The 19,193-nt window shown below is 30.7% G+C and carries 21 protein-coding genes; 3 read left to right on the top strand and 18 right to left on the bottom strand.

The window, feature by feature from the left end; translation table 11 throughout:
• Positions 1-105: 105 nt before the first annotated feature.
• From rpoN to JMO20_RS05945, 12 genes are all read right to left on the bottom strand, one after another.
• Positions 106-1,497, bottom strand: a complete 1,392-nt coding sequence (gene rpoN / locus JMO20_RS06000) for an RNA polymerase factor sigma-54 (RefSeq protein ID WP_207753447.1) — start codon at positions 1,495-1,497, stop codon at positions 106-108.
• Between the two features lie 136 nt (positions 1,498-1,633).
• Positions 1,634-3,211 (bottom strand): IS66 family transposase, encoded by a 1,578-nt coding sequence (gene tnpC, locus JMO20_RS05995; RefSeq protein WP_424141321.1) that lies wholly within the window; start codon positions 3,209-3,211, stop codon positions 1,634-1,636.
• Positions 3,212-3,323: 112 nt separating this feature from the next.
• Entirely contained in the window at positions 3,324-3,680 is a 357-nt protein-coding gene (tnpB, locus tag JMO20_RS05990; protein WP_279380059.1) for an IS66 family insertion sequence element accessory protein TnpB, read from the bottom strand.
• Positions 3,674-4,036: an IS66 family insertion sequence element accessory protein TnpA gene (gene tnpA / locus JMO20_RS05985; protein WP_202708616.1), complete on the bottom strand. Its 363-nt coding sequence runs from the start codon at positions 4,034-4,036 to the stop codon at positions 3,674-3,676. The genes tnpB and tnpA overlap by 7 nt, the downstream gene beginning before the upstream one ends.
• Positions 4,037-4,229: 193 nt before the next feature.
• On the bottom strand, positions 4,230-4,907 hold the full coding sequence (locus JMO20_RS05980) for a methyltransferase family protein (RefSeq protein WP_202708615.1): 678 nt from the start codon (positions 4,905-4,907) through the stop codon (positions 4,230-4,232).
• 34 nt (positions 4,908-4,941) lie between these two features.
• Entirely contained in the window at positions 4,942-5,955 is a 1,014-nt protein-coding gene (locus JMO20_RS05975; protein ID WP_202708614.1) for a YncE family protein, read from the bottom strand.
• Between the two features lie 23 nt (positions 5,956-5,978).
• Complete coding sequence (locus tag JMO20_RS05970; protein WP_202708613.1) at positions 5,979-6,584, bottom strand: hypothetical protein; 606 nt, start codon at positions 6,582-6,584, stop codon at positions 5,979-5,981.
• A gap of 109 nt (positions 6,585-6,693) precedes the next feature.
• On the bottom strand, positions 6,694-6,861 hold the full coding sequence (locus JMO20_RS05965; protein ID WP_202708612.1) for a hypothetical protein: 168 nt from the start codon (positions 6,859-6,861) through the stop codon (positions 6,694-6,696).
• 226 nt (positions 6,862-7,087) lie between these two features.
• Positions 7,088-8,425, bottom strand: a complete 1,338-nt coding sequence (locus JMO20_RS20590; protein WP_202708611.1) for a peptidoglycan DD-metalloendopeptidase family protein — start codon at positions 8,423-8,425, stop codon at positions 7,088-7,090.
• A 459-nt stretch (positions 8,426-8,884) separates the two neighbouring features.
• Positions 8,885-9,505, bottom strand: coding sequence for a class I SAM-dependent methyltransferase (locus JMO20_RS05955; RefSeq protein ID WP_202708610.1), 621 nt, complete (start codon positions 9,503-9,505; stop codon positions 8,885-8,887).
• A gap of 76 nt (positions 9,506-9,581) precedes the next feature.
• A complete protein-coding gene (gene mltG, locus JMO20_RS05950) occupies positions 9,582-10,580 on the bottom strand; it encodes an endolytic transglycosylase MltG (RefSeq protein WP_202708609.1) in 999 nt (332 codons plus the stop codon).
• A complete protein-coding gene (locus tag JMO20_RS05945; RefSeq protein WP_202708608.1) occupies positions 10,581-10,739 on the bottom strand; it encodes a hypothetical protein in 159 nt (52 codons plus the stop codon).
• A gap of 313 nt (positions 10,740-11,052) precedes the next feature.
• On the opposite strand from JMO20_RS05945, the gene JMO20_RS05940 reads away from it, so the two are divergent.
• From JMO20_RS05940 to JMO20_RS05930, 3 genes are all read left to right on the top strand, one after another.
• On the top strand, positions 11,053-11,325 hold the full coding sequence (locus tag JMO20_RS05940) for a metal-sensitive transcriptional regulator (RefSeq protein WP_202708607.1): 273 nt from the start codon (positions 11,053-11,055) through the stop codon (positions 11,323-11,325).
• Between the two features lie 168 nt (positions 11,326-11,493).
• Positions 11,494-12,207 carry an OmpA family protein gene (locus JMO20_RS05935; protein WP_202708606.1) on the top strand — a complete coding sequence of 238 codons (714 nt, stop codon included), beginning with the start codon at positions 11,494-11,496 and terminating at the stop codon, positions 12,205-12,207.
• 103 nt (positions 12,208-12,310) lie between these two features.
• The gene (locus tag JMO20_RS05930; protein WP_202708605.1) at positions 12,311-14,074 is read left to right on the top strand and encodes a penicillin-binding transpeptidase domain-containing protein; all 1,764 of its coding nucleotides are present in this window, start codon (positions 12,311-12,313) and stop codon (positions 14,072-14,074) included.
• Between the two features lie 138 nt (positions 14,075-14,212).
• Here the strand turns inward: JMO20_RS05930 and JMO20_RS05925 are convergent, their stop codons facing one another.
• The 6 genes from JMO20_RS05925 to JMO20_RS05900 all read right to left on the bottom strand — a co-directional run bounded on the left by JMO20_RS05925 (position 14,213) and on the right by JMO20_RS05900 (position 19,167).
• Positions 14,213-14,467 (bottom strand): SHOCT domain-containing protein, encoded by a 255-nt coding sequence (locus JMO20_RS05925; protein ID WP_202708604.1) that lies wholly within the window; start codon positions 14,465-14,467, stop codon positions 14,213-14,215.
• Between the two features lie 22 nt (positions 14,468-14,489).
• Positions 14,490-14,696: an SHOCT domain-containing protein gene (locus tag JMO20_RS05920; RefSeq protein WP_202708603.1), complete on the bottom strand. Its 207-nt coding sequence runs from the start codon at positions 14,694-14,696 to the stop codon at positions 14,490-14,492.
• Between the two features lie 182 nt (positions 14,697-14,878).
• The gene (locus JMO20_RS05915; protein ID WP_341533994.1) at positions 14,879-16,075 is read right to left on the bottom strand and encodes a permease; all 1,197 of its coding nucleotides are present in this window, start codon (positions 16,073-16,075) and stop codon (positions 14,879-14,881) included.
• Between the two features lie 332 nt (positions 16,076-16,407).
• A complete protein-coding gene (locus tag JMO20_RS05910) occupies positions 16,408-17,184 on the bottom strand; it encodes a TPM domain-containing protein (protein WP_202708602.1) in 777 nt (258 codons plus the stop codon).
• Between the two features lie 70 nt (positions 17,185-17,254).
• Complete coding sequence (locus JMO20_RS05905) at positions 17,255-17,824, bottom strand: LemA family protein (RefSeq protein WP_202708601.1); 570 nt, start codon at positions 17,822-17,824, stop codon at positions 17,255-17,257.
• A gap of 215 nt (positions 17,825-18,039) precedes the next feature.
• Positions 18,040-19,167, bottom strand: a complete 1,128-nt coding sequence (locus JMO20_RS05900; RefSeq protein WP_202708600.1) for an ABC transporter permease — start codon at positions 19,165-19,167, stop codon at positions 18,040-18,042.
• Positions 19,168-19,193 lie beyond the last annotated feature (26 nt).

The raw sequence follows: 19,193 nt of genomic DNA, 5'->3' as shown, positions 1-19,193 counted from the left end.
AAAACTTATCCCACTCAACTATTGACAAAGAGCCAAAAAAATCACTATTTATACTAAATAGTACTTACTTTTTACGTTTTATTTGCTACAATCTATTTAATAATCTTATTCATATCTTCTTCGTTGTGTAGAAGAAGGTATATTAAGTTCATTTCTATATTTAGCTATAGTTCTTCTTGATATATCAATACCTCTATTTTTAAACATATTACTTAAATCTTGGTCACTTAAAGGCTTTGTTGGATTTTCTTTAGCTATTATATCTTTTAAAATTAACTTTATTGATTGTGTTGAAATTTCCTCTCCTGCTCTCTTGGTTTTTCCTCCTTGAAAGAAAAATCTTAATGCAAAAGTTCCCATAGGCGTTTCAGCATATTTATCATTAATTGCCCTACTTACTGTTGATTCATTGATATCTAACACTAATGCAATATCTTTTAATGTCATAGGTTTGAGATATAATTTGCCTTTTTCGAAAAATCCACTTTGATATTTAAGGATCTCTGTTACTATGCTATATATAGTATTTCTTCTTTGTTCTATATTTGATATCAATCTTATTGCTGAATTTATCTTATTATTAATGTAAGTTTTGGTTTCCTCATCTAAATCTTCTTTGCTATTAAGAGCTTTATAATATCTACTTATATTTAATCTCGGAGCAGAGATATCATTCATTATTACTATGTATTCTCCATCCCTTTTAATAATATTTATATCTGGATTAATATATTGAGTATCCTTTGAGTTGCTAAATAATCTTCCAGGTTTAGGCTCTAAGGTTCTAATAATATCTAGAGAATTTTGCACTACTTTTACTGATACATTCAATTTAGTTGCAATATAATTAAGTTTGTTGTTCTTCAAATCAGCCAAATAGTTATTTACTATATTCAATACAACTGGATTTTCATATTCTTTTTCTTTAAGTTGTATTAACAAACATTCCTTTAAGTCTCTAGCTCCTACTCCTACTGGGTCAAAACTTTGTATTATATCCACAATTTTATTAATTTCATCTATCGATACTCCAAACTTTTCTACAATCTCTGGATTACCATAATTTAGATATCCATTCTCATCTATATTTTCAATAACATACTCTGCAATGTCTTTTTCTAACTCAGATAGGTTTTGCATATTAAGTTGAAATAGTAAATGTTCCTTAAGAGTTTGAGTAATTGATATATAGTTGTTAAAATCTTTTTTATCCTCATCCTGCCATTCCTTACCATGACTATTATAACTTTTTTGATAACTACCCTCTAATAAGCTTTTTTTCCAACTACTTAACTCTTCTTCTTTTCTTGAATCTTTTATATCATCATTTCTGCTATTAATCTCTAATACAGGGTTATTCATTAACTCCTCTTGAATGAGTGCATTTAACTCATTAGAATTTAGTTGTAAAATTTTTAATGCTTGTCTCATTTCTGTAGTCATTATTAATTTCTGCTTTTGCTGTTGTTGCATATTCATATTGAAGTTCATTTCCATATTAATCATCTCACATACTATTATGGTTTTATCCTATTATTTGAAATCGATAAATTAATATACTTACAATAGTTTATTAGTAAGCGTATAATAAAATATGGGTTGAAAAATCATAGGGGATGACATCGTCATCCCCTTAGTTATCTTTACATATCTTTTGAACTAATGAATCCCAAGGAAGCATTAAGTCCAGAACTTTTGGATTGGTTTTAAAATTTGACCCTGGTAGCCTTGATAACATAAATTCTAAATACTTATAAGGATTTAGCCCATTTGCCTTTGCTGTTTCAACCAGGGAATAGACACAGGCACTAGCTTTTGCCCCTTGCGGGCTACCGCAAAACTCCCAATTCTTTCTTCCAACTGTGAATGGTTTGATGCTGTTTTCCGCTATGTTGTTTGATATTACACAGCTTCCATCTTCTAGATAGGTTTCTAGCTTTTCTTTGTGATTGATTGCATATTGAAGAGCTACTCCTATCTTAGATTTTGGGAGTACTTCTTTTTTTGTTTTTTCTGCCCACGACCAAAAGGCATCTAATACTGGTTTTTCATTTTTTAGACGCTGCTCTTTTCGCTCTTTAGGAGTAAGTTCTTTAAATTTTCTCTCCCAATCAAATAGCTGATTGCAGTATGCAATTCCTGTTGCTGCAAGGGTTGCCTCTAGACTCTTCATATCTTTTGGACTTGCGTCCACAAAATACCTTCGGACATGAGCCCAACATAAGCAGTGCTTGATGTCTTTGACTTTTCCATATCCTGAATATGCATCTGTATGAAGATATCCATCAAATCCTTTAAGAAATTCCCTTGCATTATCACCGGCTCTTCCGGTTTCATACTGGAAAATTCTTATTGGGTTATTTGCCCCCTTAGATGTGGCATATACCCACATGTATGACTTTGTGGTATTCTTCTTCCCAGGCTCATTTAATACTTGTACAGGAGTCTCATCTGAATGAAGATACTTTTCTTTTAGAAGTTCTTCATGAAGCCTCTTTACTACGGGCTCTAACCATTCTTCTGATGTCTTTAGTATCCAATTTGAGAGAGTTGACCTGCTTATTGGAAAGCCCATTTGCTTCCAATCTTTTTCCTGCCTATATAGGGGAACTGCCTGTACGAATTTTTGATACATTGACCAGGCTACACTTGATGCCGTTGCATAGGAGTGTTGTAATACTGGTTCAGGAGTGTATGGATTAAATATAGATGGGCGACCTTCTTTTTTACAACTTCTGCATTCGTAGGTCTCCTGATATATGTTTACTATACTGATTTCTGCTGGGATATACTTGATTTCAGAGCGCAAGAATTTTTTCCCTGCTTCCGATAGTCCTGCTCCGCAGGAGGGACAGTTTCGTTGAGATTCTTCTAGCTTGAATACTTGATCCTGCTGAGGAAGGTCTTTAAAGGCTTTTTTTCTCTTATACCCTGCACGGGTTCTTTTTATGGGTTCTTCAAAGGGTACGGGCTCTAGTACTGTTGGGTCTTCGTTTGCTTCTGCTTCATTAAATAATCCCATGGCAACTTCTTCAATTACAAGTTGACCATCAATTACAGATGTTTTTTCAGTCTTTCTGCCGTAAAGCTTCTTTAGTAGCAATTCTACATTCTCATTGGCTCTCTGAAGCTCTTTTCTTAAGTCTTCTATTATCTTATTTTGTGATTCAATTGTATTTTGAAGTGTTTTTATTATTGAGCTTTCAGTCACCTAAATTCAGCCTTCTTTCAGTGTTTTTATCTCCTTTAATTATACCATTTTTTGTCTTTGAAAGCTATAAAAAAGAACTCAAAATACGCTGTTTTTCAACGCTTTTGAGCACTTAAATTAATCTTTTTTTATCAAGCTTTGGGATGGTGTTTTTCTGGTGAATTGATAGTCCCTCCATAAGCCATCGATATTGCTGGGGCGTTAACTTTATTACTTCCTGTGGATTTTTGGGCCAGTTGAAGCTCCCTCCTTCTAAACGCTTGTATAGAAGGAGAAATCCATCCCCTTCCCAAAGAAGACCCTTTATTCTGTCCCGCCTTCTTCCGCAGAATAGGAACAGACTTTTATCAAAGGGGTCTAGCTTGAAATTTTGAGTGACAATGGCTGCTAAGCCGTCTATTGATTTTCTCATGTCTGTGTGACCACATGCTACATAAACATGAACGAATCCACTCAACTCTGTTAACATAGATTGTTTAATACCCGTAGGGTGTTTTCTAAGGTTTCGATATTGGCTCCATTTTTTATTTCTACAGAAAAATTTCTCCCTTTTACTACTGCACATGTGTCATTACTTTTTACTGATAGTGCCTCTGTTTCTTTTACCATGACTGCAGCAAAGGATGATTGTGCTATTTGAGAATCTCTTTGCATGAGTACTAATGATTCATTGCGGATTACCCTTAACCAGTAGTAATATCTACTTGCCTTGATGGAGTTTTCTGCACACCACTCTCTTACGGGCTTTCCACTGTTTCTGCACTCTGAGATTATTTGTCGCCATTCTTGAATTCTTACTTGATGATTTACCTCTCTCATATCCATATGACATTCCTCCTGAGACTTTTAAAGTGTTTGTAACACGTGTAATTACTTTCAAAGTGTTACTATTTTTTTATTGTCTCATTTGAATGTTCATTAGGGAATCCATCTATTATTGTACGCTTACGTTTATTAGTCCTATTTAATAAATACAGCTTAGCATCTAGTTAATTCTCTAATAGCTAAGCTGTTATAATTATTCCTCTATACTTTGTTGTGATTTTCTTTTAAAGAAATCTTTTAATCTTATCCTTCTATTAGGGATAAATGCAGGAACTTCTTCTTTGAATTTGATATACTCTTCATCAAAGGTCTTAATCATTAATTCTTCTTCTTTCTTAGCTAATCTAATATAGATAATAAATAGAATTGGTGCCATTATTAGTGTAATAATAGTCGGCCATTGAATTAGAAATCCAGTTATTATTAACATAAATCCAGTGTATTGGGGATGTCTTATATATTTATATATCCCAGTGGTAACCAACTCGCCCTTACCACTATGAATCCCTTTCCAACCCATGTGTATAACAAGTAGTCCTAACATTATTATTAAATTACTTAATGGATGTATTATTGAAAACAAAACCTTTGATCCACCTGCTAATACTACCCATAAATGTCCATTTACATGGGTAAATGGATCAAGTACAGGATAGTTATTTCCAAGTACTGATGTCAGAAAATATATAGTAAGTGGAAAACCATACATTTCTGTAAATAAGGCTACTGCAAATGCAGCATAAGCTCCCATTGATCTCCATTCTCTCTTAGCCTGAGGTTTAAATATATAGTAAGTAAAACCTACAAGGAATACTATATTAACTAATACTCTACCCCAAAGTCCATAAGCGTATTGGTCTAAATATGACATATATGCCCCCCTCTTTCTTTATTTTTTACCAAAACTATATTTTAGCAAAATCTATTTCATGAGGTTGCTTGCCTATTTCTAACTCATTTATCACTTTATAAGTTTTAGTATCAAATATAATTAGTTTGTTAGATTCTAAATCAGTAACATATGCATACTGTCCATTTGGAGATATTGACACGTGATTAGGCTCTCCTTTTAATTCAATAGTCTTAATTACTTCTCTTTTATTGGCATCAATAATTGCTACAATTTTACCAAATCTATTAGTAGTCCATACATACTTACCATCACTTGTAACCGCTACTCCATGGGTTCCTGGACTTACTTTAATCTTATCTATTTCTTTTTTTACTGCCATATCAACTACAGAAATACTTCCTTCCTGCACATTAGCTACATAAACAAACTTATCATCAGGAGAAGGTTCTACTTCATTAGGCATAATTCCTACTTTTATTGAGTCAATAATCTCTCCTTTTTTAATATCAATTATAGAAATATCATTTGACATAACATTTGCAACATATGCATATTTACTATCTTTTGTGAAATCTATATGTGCAGGACTTTTGGCATCAGATTTTATTGTTTTAGTAACTTCATCAATTTCAGTATCAATGTATTGAATATAATTATATTTATCATCAACTTCTAATGCTCCGCTAGCCAAGAGTACATATTTACCGTCAGGTGAGATATCAATACCATGTATTCTTTTGTTAGTTTCTATAGTTTTAATAACTTTTTTCTCTTTTATATCATATACAAAAACTTTACCATCATCTAAATCTCCTGTATATAATTTTAGATTATCTGGAGTTATTGCTATTCCATGGGATACGGACTCACCTACTTTAATCTCATCCACTATAGTCTGATTTGAAGTGTCTATAATAGACACAGTACCATCATCTACATTAGGTATATATGCTAAATAATTGTTCTTACTTGCATCTGTTGTAACATTACCAGTTTTGTATATATATAATCCACTTAATATTAGAACTACTAAAAGCCCTGATATTATTAACTTTCTTTTTCTCATCATTATCATCACCTATCCTTTTGTTATTTAAAAGGTCTTAGAACTTCTTTTTTCCAAAGGAATTTACTTTTTTCACTTTTTATAGTATCTTCAAAGCCTTTTAGCTCTAATTCAATATACTCAGTTGTATCATCAATAATATTTTCACCTTCATATTGCTTTGGTATTTTTAAGCTTCCAAATACATGGTGTCCGCTACCTTCGAAGACGTCCCATTCAAAACCTTCTTTAATTACTAATCCTTTATCATTTCTGAGACTTACAAACTTAGAATAATCAATATTACTTACATCAATAGAATGATTGTTAAGCATCATTTCAAATATTAAATATTCATCATTAGGTTCAATTACATTCTTATACAAAATTCCTATATCTATAGGTCCTTGACTACTATATCTTATATACTTTTCCAATTCATCTTCTGGTATTTCTTTTATATCTTTATTTTCTTGAGGTGTCTCTACTATTTCTTTCTTATTACTATAATCTTCTTTTTCAACGCTTTTATCGTTCTCTATTATGAAATCTTGATTATCTGAGGATATTCCAACATCACTTTCAAAGAATATATATGCACCTATTGATATTACTAATATACTTAGTATAATAATTACTATTTTTTTCATACTATCCACCTTATCATCTATATAATTACTTTAATCTAATAATTTCCCGATATAGTCTATTTCCTTATTTAAACTAGGTATTGAAAAGAATAGGATGAGTCCTATTCTTTTACCTAAGGAAATAAAATGCTACGCCTGCAACTAATACAAAAGCAAGTATTGGCATTAAATTCGGAGCTTTTACATCCTCAGATTGCTCCTTGTTTTTCTGCATTCGAAGTTTTTCTTGCTCATCCATTTTCTGATAATGTTTGTGTCCACCACCGCAACAACCCATTCTCGCACCTCCTAAAAATTTATACTTAATTTATAAAGCAATAATCGTGCCATTATATTTTCAGTGTTTATAGGTATTTACTTTTAGTTTTGATTTGTATAAATGAGTTATATTCTACACTACTTGTGTTATTTAAAACACAATAAAATCTATTGACCAAATATACACTTCACTTTAATTACCAGTAATATCTGACTTCAAAATAATAGGGACGTGAGATAAAATTCTAATACTTAATAAACTTAAGAGGATCTACGGGTTGACCATTTTTTCTAACCTCAAAATGCAAGTTAGGTCCTGTAACTCTTCCAGTTGCACCAGATAATGCAATAACTTGTCCCCTATAAACTAGTTCACCTTCTTTTACCTTTATAACACTATTATGGCCATAGTAAGTTTGATAACCATTTTCGTGATCAATAATAACTAACTCCCCATAGCTTCCTTTCCAACCTGCAAATATAACCTTTCCTCCATCTGCTGCTTTATTTGGCGTTCCTATTGGTACCCCTATATCTATTCCAGTATGTGTTCTTCCCCATCTTGGCCCAAATCTTGAGGTTAATTTTCCTCTGCTTGGTGGCATAAAATTACCATAGGCTAAAGTTTCTGGCCTTTCTTTTGTACCCTTTAAGAATACCTCTGTTTTAGGTTCTTCTAGTATCTTTTCATTAATAATCTGTCTATTTTCTTCTATTCCATTGATATAAACTATTTCAGATATGACTTCTTTTTTCCCTTCTTTTCCTCTTATTTTAACTTTAACATCATCTTCATATAGTTCACTACTTTCCTCATAAGTTGTTTCATAAGGTATTTTTTCTTCGTATTGGTGCTCCTTGATGATTCTAACATTAAGTACTGATCTAGGAAAAGTTAGATTTATAGCTTGTCCAATTTGTATATTATCAATGTTGATATTTGGATTTAATCTTTCTATTTCACGTGTATCTATTTCATGTTTCATAGCTATATCCCAGATAGTATCACCTTTTTTAATTTCATATGTTTTGACTTGCTTTAATGGTATTTCTATTCGGCTTTTGACTTCTTCTATATTTTGTATCATATTAGAATTAACATATGCTTTTTTAATCTCAATATCTTCAACAAATCCTATTTCATTTATATCGATAACTTCTTTATTAATATATTTAAGTTTAATATTATTTAGTAAGTCTTCTATTTGTTCTTTATTACCTAATACAGCAAAGTCTTTTCCATCTATAGTTAATATGTAAGCCTCTATACTAAAGTCAATACTTTCCTCTATCTTTGTTATCATTTTATCTTTTGATAATATTTCTTCTCCTATTTTAAATACTCTTTCATAAGTTATATTTTGTGGTATGTCAACATTCCTATCTAGTTTAGCTTCTAACTTTTCATTAATATCTTTTTTTAAATTAGCAACATCATTTTTATTGTTTACTATCCCAACAACTTGATTATCTATCTTAATAGCATATCCTATGTTAAATGAATAGGTAGCAAAAAGTATTGCTACTATAGCAATACAAGCAATTATAAACGCTTTATAATTTGGCTTGATAAGTTTTCTCACTTTGTTTCCCCCTTACATAATATATGTAATTACAATTTAGTCCATTAAATTGATATTATTAATATCCCCCTTCCCATTAATTCTTTAAAGTGACTGATTAAAATATACGCAATATTCATGCCATTGAATTTCTACTATATTCAAATAAACTTTCTTGATATTGTTATGAAAATGTATCATATTTTACATTTCTGTTCTATTTAATACATCTATAAGTTTTATCTGACATTTTATTTAAAATATAATCTTCTAAAATTCTTTACTAATATGCATAAAAAAACTGCCTTGTAAAAAGACAGCCTCTTAACACATCTAACTATATTCATTTCTATTCAGAATAGTATTCATTTAATATCATATTATGGAGTTAACATTATTCTCTATTGTTATAAGAGCAGTATATATTAGATACAACTTAATATATAGTTTTCTTCTAGTTTATATGTCATATGGACAAATTCATTTCACATTATATATCACTATTTTCTTTACAATATCACTAGTTAAATTAGTTACTTCAACATTTGTAAAACCTGCCCTCTTAACATTCTCTACTGTTCGCCTATTAATATTTGCACCATATAGGTTTACAGTTAGTGGATTAAACAAATCCATAACTAGACCTAGTACTTTGTTATCACTTCTTACATGTTCAATCATTATTATTTTTCCGTTAGGTCTACATACACGCCTTATCTCCTCTAGTCCTTTTATAGGGTCGGGTACAGAGCAAAATACACATGTTGTAAACACTATGTCAAATGTATTATCATCGAAGCTCATATTTTGTGCATCCATCTGAATTAACTCTACATTCTTATTGAGTTTCTTTGTCTTTACTATTGCTTTAGCAAGCATTCTATAACTAAAATCAATTCCTGTTATGATAGCATCATCAGGATAATAGGGTATATTTTTACCTGTTCCTACACCTACTTCTAAAACTTTCCCTTTTAACTCTTTAGCAACCTCTAGCCTCCACTTCTTTAATGCCATAGCTTCCATAGGTTGTTCAAGAATATCATAAATTTTTGAAACTCTATCATATCTTTTTTTGATTTTTTCAGTTTCTTTATTCATTAAATAACCTCCGATATCTCAAATAATATCTTGATACTTATTCTATCTAGTTACACGTCGTTTTAAGTCTTTATTGTTAATTATTAGAGTTTTTATTATTAAGGTGTTCCTTATATGTTTTGCTAAATATATGCTTTGTACCATTTTTATTTAATACATAATATAAATAATCATGGGCCTCAGGATTTAAAGCTGCTTCTATAGATGCTAACCCAGGAGAACCTATTGGTCCTGGTGGTAGCCCTTTATATTTATAGGTATTATATAACGAATCAAATTCAAGATCCTTATATAATAGTCTATTGATATGACTCTCACCCTTTGTTATTCCATAAATGACTGCTGCATCTATTTGAAGAGGCATATTACTTTTTAATCTATTATAAATCACACCAGAAATAGTCTTTCTTTCATGGTCGTTTGCCGCTTCTTTCTCTATTAGTGAAGCAATAGTTATAACCTCTTGAATACTCATTTCAAGTGATTCAGCTTGTTCCTTATATTCCTCAGTAAATAATTCATCTAATCTTTCTAATGTCATCTTTACAATTTCTTTCTCTTGAAACCCTTTGGGTATATAGTAAGTGTCAGGATAAATATAACCCTCTAAGCTATAGATAATTCCTTCTGAATTATTTTCTATTTGCAATTCATCTGAACCCTTTTTTGCTATTTTCACAAACTTATCCTTTCGTACTAGATTATTATCCTCTAATAAACTTGCAATTTGATAAACAGTATATCCTTCTGGTATTGTAAGTTTTATATATTCCTGCTCTGGATTTTGAAGCTTATCTAAAAGTAAATTCATCTCTATATTGGCTGGAACTCTAAATTTGCCAGCTTGGATTTTATTCTCTAGCCCCTTTAGTTTTGTATACAAAATGAAATACTTTCTTGAGTTTATAATTCCATTTTCTTTTAATTGTTCTGATATACTTGATAAACTTGAACCTGACTCAATATTAACAAAAACTTCTTCCGTATTATTTGTATAAGCAAATTTATTATAAATGTTAAGTGCCGAAATTAATATTAGTATTAATATAACGCTTTTAATAAGTATTTTTTTCATCTATTCCATCCATTCTAATTCATGATTCTTTTGGATAGTTATACCTTTAATTACTTCGTCAATATCTCTTGATAATAGTAATAATGTTGTAAAGTCATCTTTATTTTCAATTGCTATTTCTAACTTAGAATTTAAGTAAGTAATTAGTTCACTATTCATTATTTATCCTCCTAGTATATAATTTGAAAAACTTGCCTAACACTAAATAGTATTAAATATTAAATAAAGCAAATTTTATGCCATAATAAATTTCTATGTTAAACAATACCTTTCATCTAATATCACCATTCGTCCTAATCATTTATTTATTAAAATCTAATATAATATGCTTGATATACTACATAGCCATGTAGTATATCAAGCATATTATAAAAAACATAAATAAGATTCTAGAATTAAATAATAATATATTGACATTAAAATATTTATTAAATATAATTTGATACCATACAAGGGTATAGGAGTTGATATGATGTTTGAATCTGAAAATATGAAACAATCAACGCTAGACAGACTTAAAAAAATAGAAGGTCAAGTAAAAGGAATTCAAAGAATGATTGAGGAAGAAAGATATTGTAATGATGTTTTGGTTCAAATTGCAGCAGTAAGGTCTGCAATTAATAAAGTAGGTGGATTAGTTTTAGAAAATCATCTTAGAACATGTGTAAAAGACTCTCTAAATAATGATAGCGAAGATGAGGTCATGAACAATTTAATAAATACAATGTTAAAATTCATAAAATAATATTATTTTAATTTCTATAATAGTAAAAAGCTAAGAATCTATATATGTAGTTATTTATATAGATTCTTAGCTTTTTGTATTGATTATAGAATTCTATTTGATTTGGTACTATTCTTGCATATATGTTTACTAGTAAGTTATGAATCATATTAAATGGAGGTAAATTTAATGCCAAGAAAATATAGGAAGACATTAGATATAGAAGACCCTTCTACAAATAACTGGATGACTACCTATGGTGACATGGTTACCTTATTACTTACTTTCTTTATTCTCCTTTTTTCTATATCAGAAGTTAATTCCCAAAAGTTTAGAGCTATTGTTAACTCATTTCAAGGTTCTCCAGGAATATTAAAGTCTGGTTCATCAGTTTTTGATTCACGAAATGATGATGCTATTACTAATCAAGAAATTGAAAATAGCTTTGTAGAACTAAAAAATGTACTTGAAAATTATCTAAAAGTTAAAAATGTCGATTCTAAAATATTAGTCGAATTAGACCAAAGTGGATTAATATTAAGGTTCCAAGACAATGTATTATTTTCTTCTGGAAAAGCTAACATCAAGACCGAATCAAAGCTAGTATTATTAGATATATCAGATATTCTAGTTAAGGAAGCTTTTAAAAAATATAATATTAGAGTAGAAGGTCATACAGACTCTGTACCTACTTTAACCACTAGTAAATATCCTACTAATTGGGACTTATCAGTAGCACGAGCCTCTAATGTAGTAAAATTTTTAATTGAAGAAGCAGGCTTAACCCCAAGTAGACTATCGGCTGCAGGTTTTAGTGAATACAAACCCATAGCACCCAATGATACTATCGATGGAAAGCAAAAGAATAGAAGAGTAGATATCGTTATATTAAGAAGTGAATAATAATTAGTTTATTTACCATATAAACAAATCTTGCAATTTATAAAAAACACTCTATTAAATAATATTTAAAGTAATTATTTATATGCTTTTGGAGGTCTACATAGTGAAATTATCTAGTAAACACATAAAAAAAAGGTTAGTAGTTCTACTTTTATTCATAAATATCACCTTCACATTTTTAATATTTCGACTTGGCTGGATTCAAATTGTACAAGGAGATAAGTATGTTCAATTAGCTAAAATACAGCAAACACGCGATACTGTAGTACCTGCAAAACGAGGTGCCATTATGGATAGGAATGGTAAAGAACTTGCCATAAACGTTTCTACTTATACACTATGGGGTAACCCTAAGGAAATTACTAATTCGAAAAAAGGTAATGATATCGTATCACGACTGTCATCAATTCTAGATGTTGATGAAAAAGATATAAAGAAGAAGTTGCTTAATCAAGATATAAATATAGTAAAAATAGCACAAGAGCTTAGCAAAGAAAATTCTGATAAAATAAGAAAAGAAAACTTTAATGGTATATGGTTAACTGAATCATCTCGAAGATATTATCCCTTTGGAAACTTTGCTTCCCATATAATTGGCCATACAACTGATGATAATACAGGTTTAGCTGGTGTTGAGCTAGAATATGATTGGTATTTAAGTGGTTTGCCAGGAAGACTAATTGAAGTTACAGATGGTTCTGGTAAAGAACTTCCCTATGGATTTAAAAAATTTCATGAGCCGACCAATGGTATAAATATAGTACTTACAATTGATGAAATCATACAACATTTTGTACAACAATCTTTAGACCGTACTCTTTCTGCTACTAAGGCAAAAAGAGTAATGGGCATTGTTATGAACCCTAGAACAGGAGATATACTAGCAATGGCTACTACATCTGCCTATGATCTCAATAATCCACGAGTTCCTATAGATTATGAGATTAAAATGAATTATGAAACTTTAAATAGTACAGAAAAACAAATTGTTTGGAATAAAATGTGGAGAAATCCTATTATAAGCGATACCTATGAACCAGGGTCTACATTCAAATTAATAACTGCAGCTGCTGGTCTAGAAGAAGGTGTAGTTGAACCATATACACCCTTTTATGATAAAGGTTATATTATGGTTGAAGGTCAAAAGCTAAAATGTTGGAGATACTATAATCCCCATGGGGATCAAACATTTGCTGAAGCAGTACAGAATTCCTGTAATCCTATATTTGTTGAGGTTGCACAAGAACTAGGTATAGATACATATTACAAATACATAAAAAGTTTTGGATTCACCGAGGCAACTGATATAGACCTTCCTGGTGAAGCAAGTGCTATTATTCAAAACAAATCAATAATCGGTCCTATAGAGTTAGCAACCATCTCCTATGGACAAGGTATTTCAATAACTCCATTACAACTTATCACAGCTATTTCAGCGATAGGAAATGATGGAAAGCTTATGAAGCCGAGAATTGTTAAGGAATTAGTGGACTCTTCTGGTGAAGTAATTAAAAGATATAAACCACAGATAGTACGTCAAGTATTATCTGAAAAGACTTCAAAAGAGTTACGTGTCATAATGGAATCAGTAGTTACAGATGGCTCGGGAATAAATGCAGCATTACCTGGATATGGTGTAGGTGGCAAGACTGGAACTGCTGACAAAGTTATAGATGGAAGATATGCAGATGGTAAAGTTTACTCTTCATTTGTAGCCTTAGCCCCAATTAATAACCCTGAACTTGCTGTCTTAGTAATTGTTGATGAACCACAGGGTGATACCTTTGGTAGTGTAACTGCAGCACCAGCAGTACATGATATACTTCGTGATACTCTTAGATACTTAGATATTAGACCAGTATTTTAAACTATAATTTAATCTTTAATTTACCTGATAATAAATTTATATCCTTAAATCTATTAAGTCCTATATTTTGGACTATAATAAGATTAAGGATGTTTTTCTTTAGTAGATAATTATTTTATTTTAAATTCAATCGATGTACTAAGATCGTAATATATTAATCTTTCTTTGATGTTCTTCTTCACTTATTTCTCCTAAATCATATTTCTCTTTCAAAATTTCTATTGCTCTATTTGAAGTATTATTAATTTCTCTGTCTCGTCTACCTTTATTTATAGTTCGTATAATTAGAGCTACTATTCCAATTAATATTAATAATCGTAATACAGAAAATCCTATTAACCACCACCAGTTTATTGATGTTGGGTATCCATATCCAAACATATGACCCATCATATCTATTCCTCCTCTTTACATGTTAATCTCTTAAAATCCTTTTCTTTTGTAAATATTCTTCTTCTGATATTTCTCCTTTTGCATATCTTTCATCTAATATTTCTTTAGCTGTATTTTTTTTGTAGTTGTTCTTATTGTGCTGGGAACTATTATTTATTATTAGATATACAACCACTCCTATAATTATTAGGCCTAGAAAACCTCCACCCATCATACCAAATCCCATCATTTTAAATAATCCTCCTCTTAGTAAATTTATCTTGAATCATTGTTTTTAAATATTTAATACTATATTATCTCTTTATATAAAATATTATCAGATAGTAATGAAGAAAATATGAAGATATAATATAAAACAACACACATTTATATGGCAAATTAAATAAAATAATTAATAATTAATTACTATCTCTAAGTCATAATGTAGGATACTAACCCACCAATAAGGATTAGAATAAATAAGTAAGCTATTTTTCTTTTTATACTAGTAGTATTTCCGTTCATATCATGATTCATTTCTTTATCATTCTTTTTATGCTGGTGAAATTTTCTATTTAGATTCATTAACCATCCTGCAATCCCTATAAATAGAAGGTTCATCCAAAAAGTATAATCTATCTTAAATTGGGTTAGTTCAGCTATTTGTTTACTACTTTGGGGAAGTATATCTAATACTCCAAATATCATATTAAGTAAAAGAGCTGTTATTATAATGCTGATATACATTATTCCAGCTATATATAATGCTACTTTTTTACCATAGTATTTTACATTTACTGCAACCAAGGGAGGTACCATAAGGTCAGAATAAATAAAAGCCATTATACCTGTGAAAAAGATACCATTTGAGTAAAGTACAGTTGCTAATGGAATATTTCCCATTGACCCTATAAAAGTCATTGCAGCAACTAATGGTCCAACAAGTGCATTTTCAAGAGCTATTAGCCAGCTAGGTAATGAATCAGAAAGATTGATTAAGAATATACTTGACCAAACCTGCTTTGGAACTAGTACAGCAACAAAACCTGCTATTGTAAAACCGATTAATATCTCTTCCCATACCATTTTCCACTCACTTACAAAATTTTTACCTACCAATCTCCATCCAGCTTTACTCTTTATCCTCTTCTTCCAGTCAAAGTCTTCATTCTCATCAATTGAATCTTGCTCAACCTTCTTTCTAGCAGCTTTGAGCCATTCTTCTGGATAAAATATCTTCATCAGTATACTACTTATAGTTATAAGAACTAACCCCCCAACAATTTCAGCTGCTAAAAATTGCCATCCCAAGAATATAAATATTAGGATGCCTAATTCAATTACAAGATTAGTAGAAGCAAACATAAATGCTACTGCTGTTATAAAATGTGCCCCTTTAAGAACTAATGCTCTTGCTGCAGCTAAAGCAGCAAAGGAACAGGATGATGATGCGGACCCAAATATTGTAGAAAGAGATATACTCTTAATATTAGGCTCTCCCATGTACTTAGTTAATCTAGACTTTGGAACAAACGCCTGTATCATAGAACTAATGAAATATCCTAGTACAAATGCCCACCCAGCCTTCCAGAAAAAGCCTATTGCAGTTTTAGTAGCTTCTCCATATATTTTTAAAAAATCGATGTTATCTCCTCCTTATTATTTTTTAGTCTATTATTTTATTACCCAATTATCATATTATTGAACATATTTTAATTAAGAATGTTTCTCAATAGCATACTCTTATTCATCTTTATCACAAAATATTTATCGTTTAATAGATATTGAATAATAATAAAGACTATGAAATACAGTTGTGTATTTCATAGTCTTAAAAATAACTAATCTAAATTTTCAAATAAGCCTTAGTCATTACATTAGCTCTTATTACTATATTTATTTACATTATATATTTTAATAGGCAAAAACTATTACAATTTGTCTTGGGACTCTAATATTTATTAAAATCCTCTATCTGCTCCTCCACCTCCAGAGCGACCCCCACCTCCAAAGTTTCCATCACCGAAGCCTCCACCGCCTCGGCCAGAGAGAAGCATCCATATTATTGTTCTAAGTATAAAGCCTCCAAGAAATTTATTATCAAACCATATTAATACCATAACAATTATTAATATTATTAATTTACCTGTTTTTGAAATTGGATTGGTAGTATTCGGTTTTGCTTTAGGAGTATATTTATATCCTTGAAATTTATCCATTATGGATTCATTATCATAACCGTATTCCTCATTTACTTCTTCCACTAGCTGATAGAATATCTTTAGTAATCCTTCAGAATACTCTTCATTAGATAACTCTGATATAGCTGAATCTATTATTTCTCCTACTTTCCCATCGGGTATAGCTCCCTCTAGCCCATATCCTACTTCTATTCTTATTTTCCTTTCTTCAAGACTTAAAATCACTAGAAGGCCATTATCATACAATTCGTTTCCTATCTTCCATTTTTCAAAAAGCCCTACAGAATACTCTGCAACATCCATACCTTGCATATGTGGAACAGTAACCATCACTATTTGGGGTGTCTCCTGGGTTCTTTCATAATTAAGATTGGTTCCTTGGATTATAGCTTTTACATCCTCCGATAACACCTCTGCATAATCAGCAACATAAAACTCCATTGTAGCATCAGGTAACACTGGCTCAGCAAATGCAAATAATGATGAAATCAATATAAATACTAATGTTAATAATATAAAAGTTTTATTTTTAAACATAGAATCACCTCAAAATAGCTACTAGCCTCTAGTTCTTTAAAAGCCTTCCTAGTATCTAGTAGCCAGTAGCTTAGTTTGTTAGATCAACCTGTGGTGCAATATCAGTTCCTTCAGTAGCTTCAAAGTATAACTTAGGTTCAAATCCAAACATTCCAGCTAATGTATTTCTAGGAAATGTCTTTATAGAGCTATTATATTCCCTAACAGTAGCATTGTATCTATCTCTTTCTACAGATATTCTATTCTCTGTTCCTGATAATTCATCCATAAGTTTATTTACACTCTCTACAGATCTTAGCTGCGGATAGTTTTCCATAACTACTAATAATCTGCTTAATGCACCCTCAATCTCATTAGAAGCAGCAACTTTCTCTGAAGAAGTGCTTGCACCAGCTAATTTAGCTCTTGCATCAGCTATATTTGAAAATACTTCCTTTTCTTGATTCATAACTCCCTTAACTGAATTCACTAAGTTTGGTATAAGGTCATATCTCCTTTGAAGTTTACTTTCGATCATAGCCCACTGAGCATCTACATTTTCTGACATAGTTACCATTCCATTATAAATACCCATAACAGACATGGCCATAAGACCAATAATCGCAACTATTGCTATAATTACTATTAAAGCTTTATTCACATTACTCTCCTCCTTGTGTAGACTATTTACAGCTAGCAAATAGTTTATTGCTAGCTGCATCATAGTGAAGCATATAAAACTGGGTCTATATATTTATTAAAGCAATTTTTATGCCAAGTAGAATTCATTGAATTCTAACCCTTATAGTCTAACGTCACATTCAAAATAGTATGAAATGATACACTCAGTTTGTCATTTCATACTATTTTAGTCATTTATCTCATAATATTTTTAAATCTTAAACTACTTATAAGAAAAATTACTGAACCAATTACTCCAAGACTCAACGCTTGTGACCAAAGCACATCTAACCCCACTCCCTTTAGAAAGATCCCAACTACTATGTTCATATAATATCTTAAAGGACTTAGATATGATAACCACTGAAGCAACACAGGCATACTACTGATAGGAACTACAGTACCTGACAAGAACATTATAGGAAACAATACAAAAAAGCTTAACAATAATGACTGTTGCATGTTTTTAGAGACAGTAGCTATTAAAACTCCTACACCCATAGCTGTAAAAAACAGTAATGTAGATAATAAAAAGAATAATATTAAACTCCCTCTAACAGGAACATCAAATAGAAATACTGATATCAACACTCCTACCGCTAATCCGAACATTTTTACAATTCCCATTGGGAGTATTTTTGCAATAATTAATTCATATGATTTTATAGGAGTTACCATTAACTGTTCTAGTGTTCCTACTTCCTTTTCTCTAACAACAGCTCCTGAGGCTAGCAGAACTCCAGTGAATATAGCAGCTATAGCAACCATTGATACTAGGTTAAAGTGAGTAAAGTTTAAACCAGGATTATACCATGAATTTACCAAGCTATTTACTGATGGTAATAATGAAATCTGGTTTTTTGATATTCCTAACCTTTCAATTTCAATATTCCTTGAATATTTTCTTATAATTTTTGCCCCATAGGAGATGGCTAGTGTAGCTGTATTGGAATTGCTACCATCAGCTAGTAATTGAACCTTAGACTGTCTCCCTTCTATAATATTTAATGAGAAGTCTTTAGGTATAACAATAGCTATTGAAGCTCTACCACGGTCTAACAGTCTTTCAATTTCATTATAATCATTGACATAATACTTAATATTGAAATTTTCAGTCTCAGAAAAGTTCTCTACCAGATTTCTACTATATTGGGACTTATCCATGTCGTATACTGCAGTGGGTAAGTTCTTAACTTCCATAAATAAAGCCCATCCACATATCGCTACCTCAAGAAATATATATATAACCAACATTACAAGAGCTTTATCTCTAAAAAATTGTATAAATTCTTTTTTAATTAAAGACTTTATCCTACTATTCATTCTTAAGTCTCCTTTTATTTTTTATT

It is taken from the genome of Sporosalibacterium faouarense (assembly GCF_016765695.1).
GTDB classification, from domain to species: domain Bacteria; phylum Bacillota; class Clostridia; order Tissierellales; family VENL01; genus Sporosalibacterium; species Sporosalibacterium faouarense.
This window is presented reverse-complemented; position numbering and strand designations above follow the sequence as displayed.

Bases quoted from the DNA above. Each gene is read 5' to 3' on its own strand.
- JMO20_RS05965 (WP_202708612.1), bottom strand. From the start codon at position 6,861: ATGGGTTGTTGCGGTGGTGGACACAAACATTATCAGAAAATGGATGAG.
- JMO20_RS05910 (WP_202708602.1), bottom strand. From the start codon at position 17,184: ATGTTTAAAAATAAAACTTTTATATTATTAACATTAGTATTTATATTG.
- JMO20_RS05945 (WP_202708608.1), bottom strand. From the start codon at position 10,739: ATGAATAGTGAACTAATTACTTACTTAAATTCTAAGTTAGAAATAGCA.
- JMO20_RS05970 (WP_202708613.1), bottom strand. From the start codon at position 6,584: ATGAAAAAAATAGTAATTATTATACTAAGTATATTAGTAATATCAATA.
- JMO20_RS05975 (WP_202708614.1), bottom strand. From the start codon at position 5,955: ATGAGAAAAAGAAAGTTAATAATATCAGGGCTTTTAGTAGTTCTAATA.
- JMO20_RS05940 (WP_202708607.1), top strand. From the start codon at position 11,053: ATGTTTGAATCTGAAAATATGAAACAATCAACGCTAGACAGACTTAAA.
- rpoN (WP_207753447.1), bottom strand. From the start codon at position 1,497: ATGGAAATGAACTTCAATATGAATATGCAACAACAGCAAAAGCAGAAA.
- JMO20_RS05925 (WP_202708604.1), bottom strand. From the start codon at position 14,467: ATGATGGGTCATATGTTTGGATATGGATACCCAACATCAATAAACTGG.
- JMO20_RS05980 (WP_202708615.1), bottom strand. From the start codon at position 4,907: ATGTCATATTTAGACCAATACGCTTATGGACTTTGGGGTAGAGTATTA.
- tnpB (WP_279380059.1), bottom strand. From the start codon at position 3,680: ATGTTAACAGAGTTGAGTGGATTCGTTCATGTTTATGTAGCATGTGGT.
- JMO20_RS05955 (WP_202708610.1), bottom strand. From the start codon at position 9,505: ATGAATAAAGAAACTGAAAAAATCAAAAAAAGATATGATAGAGTTTCA.
- tnpA (WP_202708616.1), bottom strand. From the start codon at position 4,036: ATGGATATGAGAGAGGTAAATCATCAAGTAAGAATTCAAGAATGGCGA.
- JMO20_RS05900 (WP_202708600.1), bottom strand. From the start codon at position 19,167: ATGAATAGTAGGATAAAGTCTTTAATTAAAAAAGAATTTATACAATTT.
- JMO20_RS05920 (WP_202708603.1), bottom strand. From the start codon at position 14,696: ATGATGGGATTTGGTATGATGGGTGGAGGTTTTCTAGGCCTAATAATT.
- JMO20_RS05935 (WP_202708606.1), top strand. From the start codon at position 11,494: ATGCCAAGAAAATATAGGAAGACATTAGATATAGAAGACCCTTCTACA.
- mltG (WP_202708609.1), bottom strand. From the start codon at position 10,580: ATGAAAAAAATACTTATTAAAAGCGTTATATTAATACTAATATTAATT.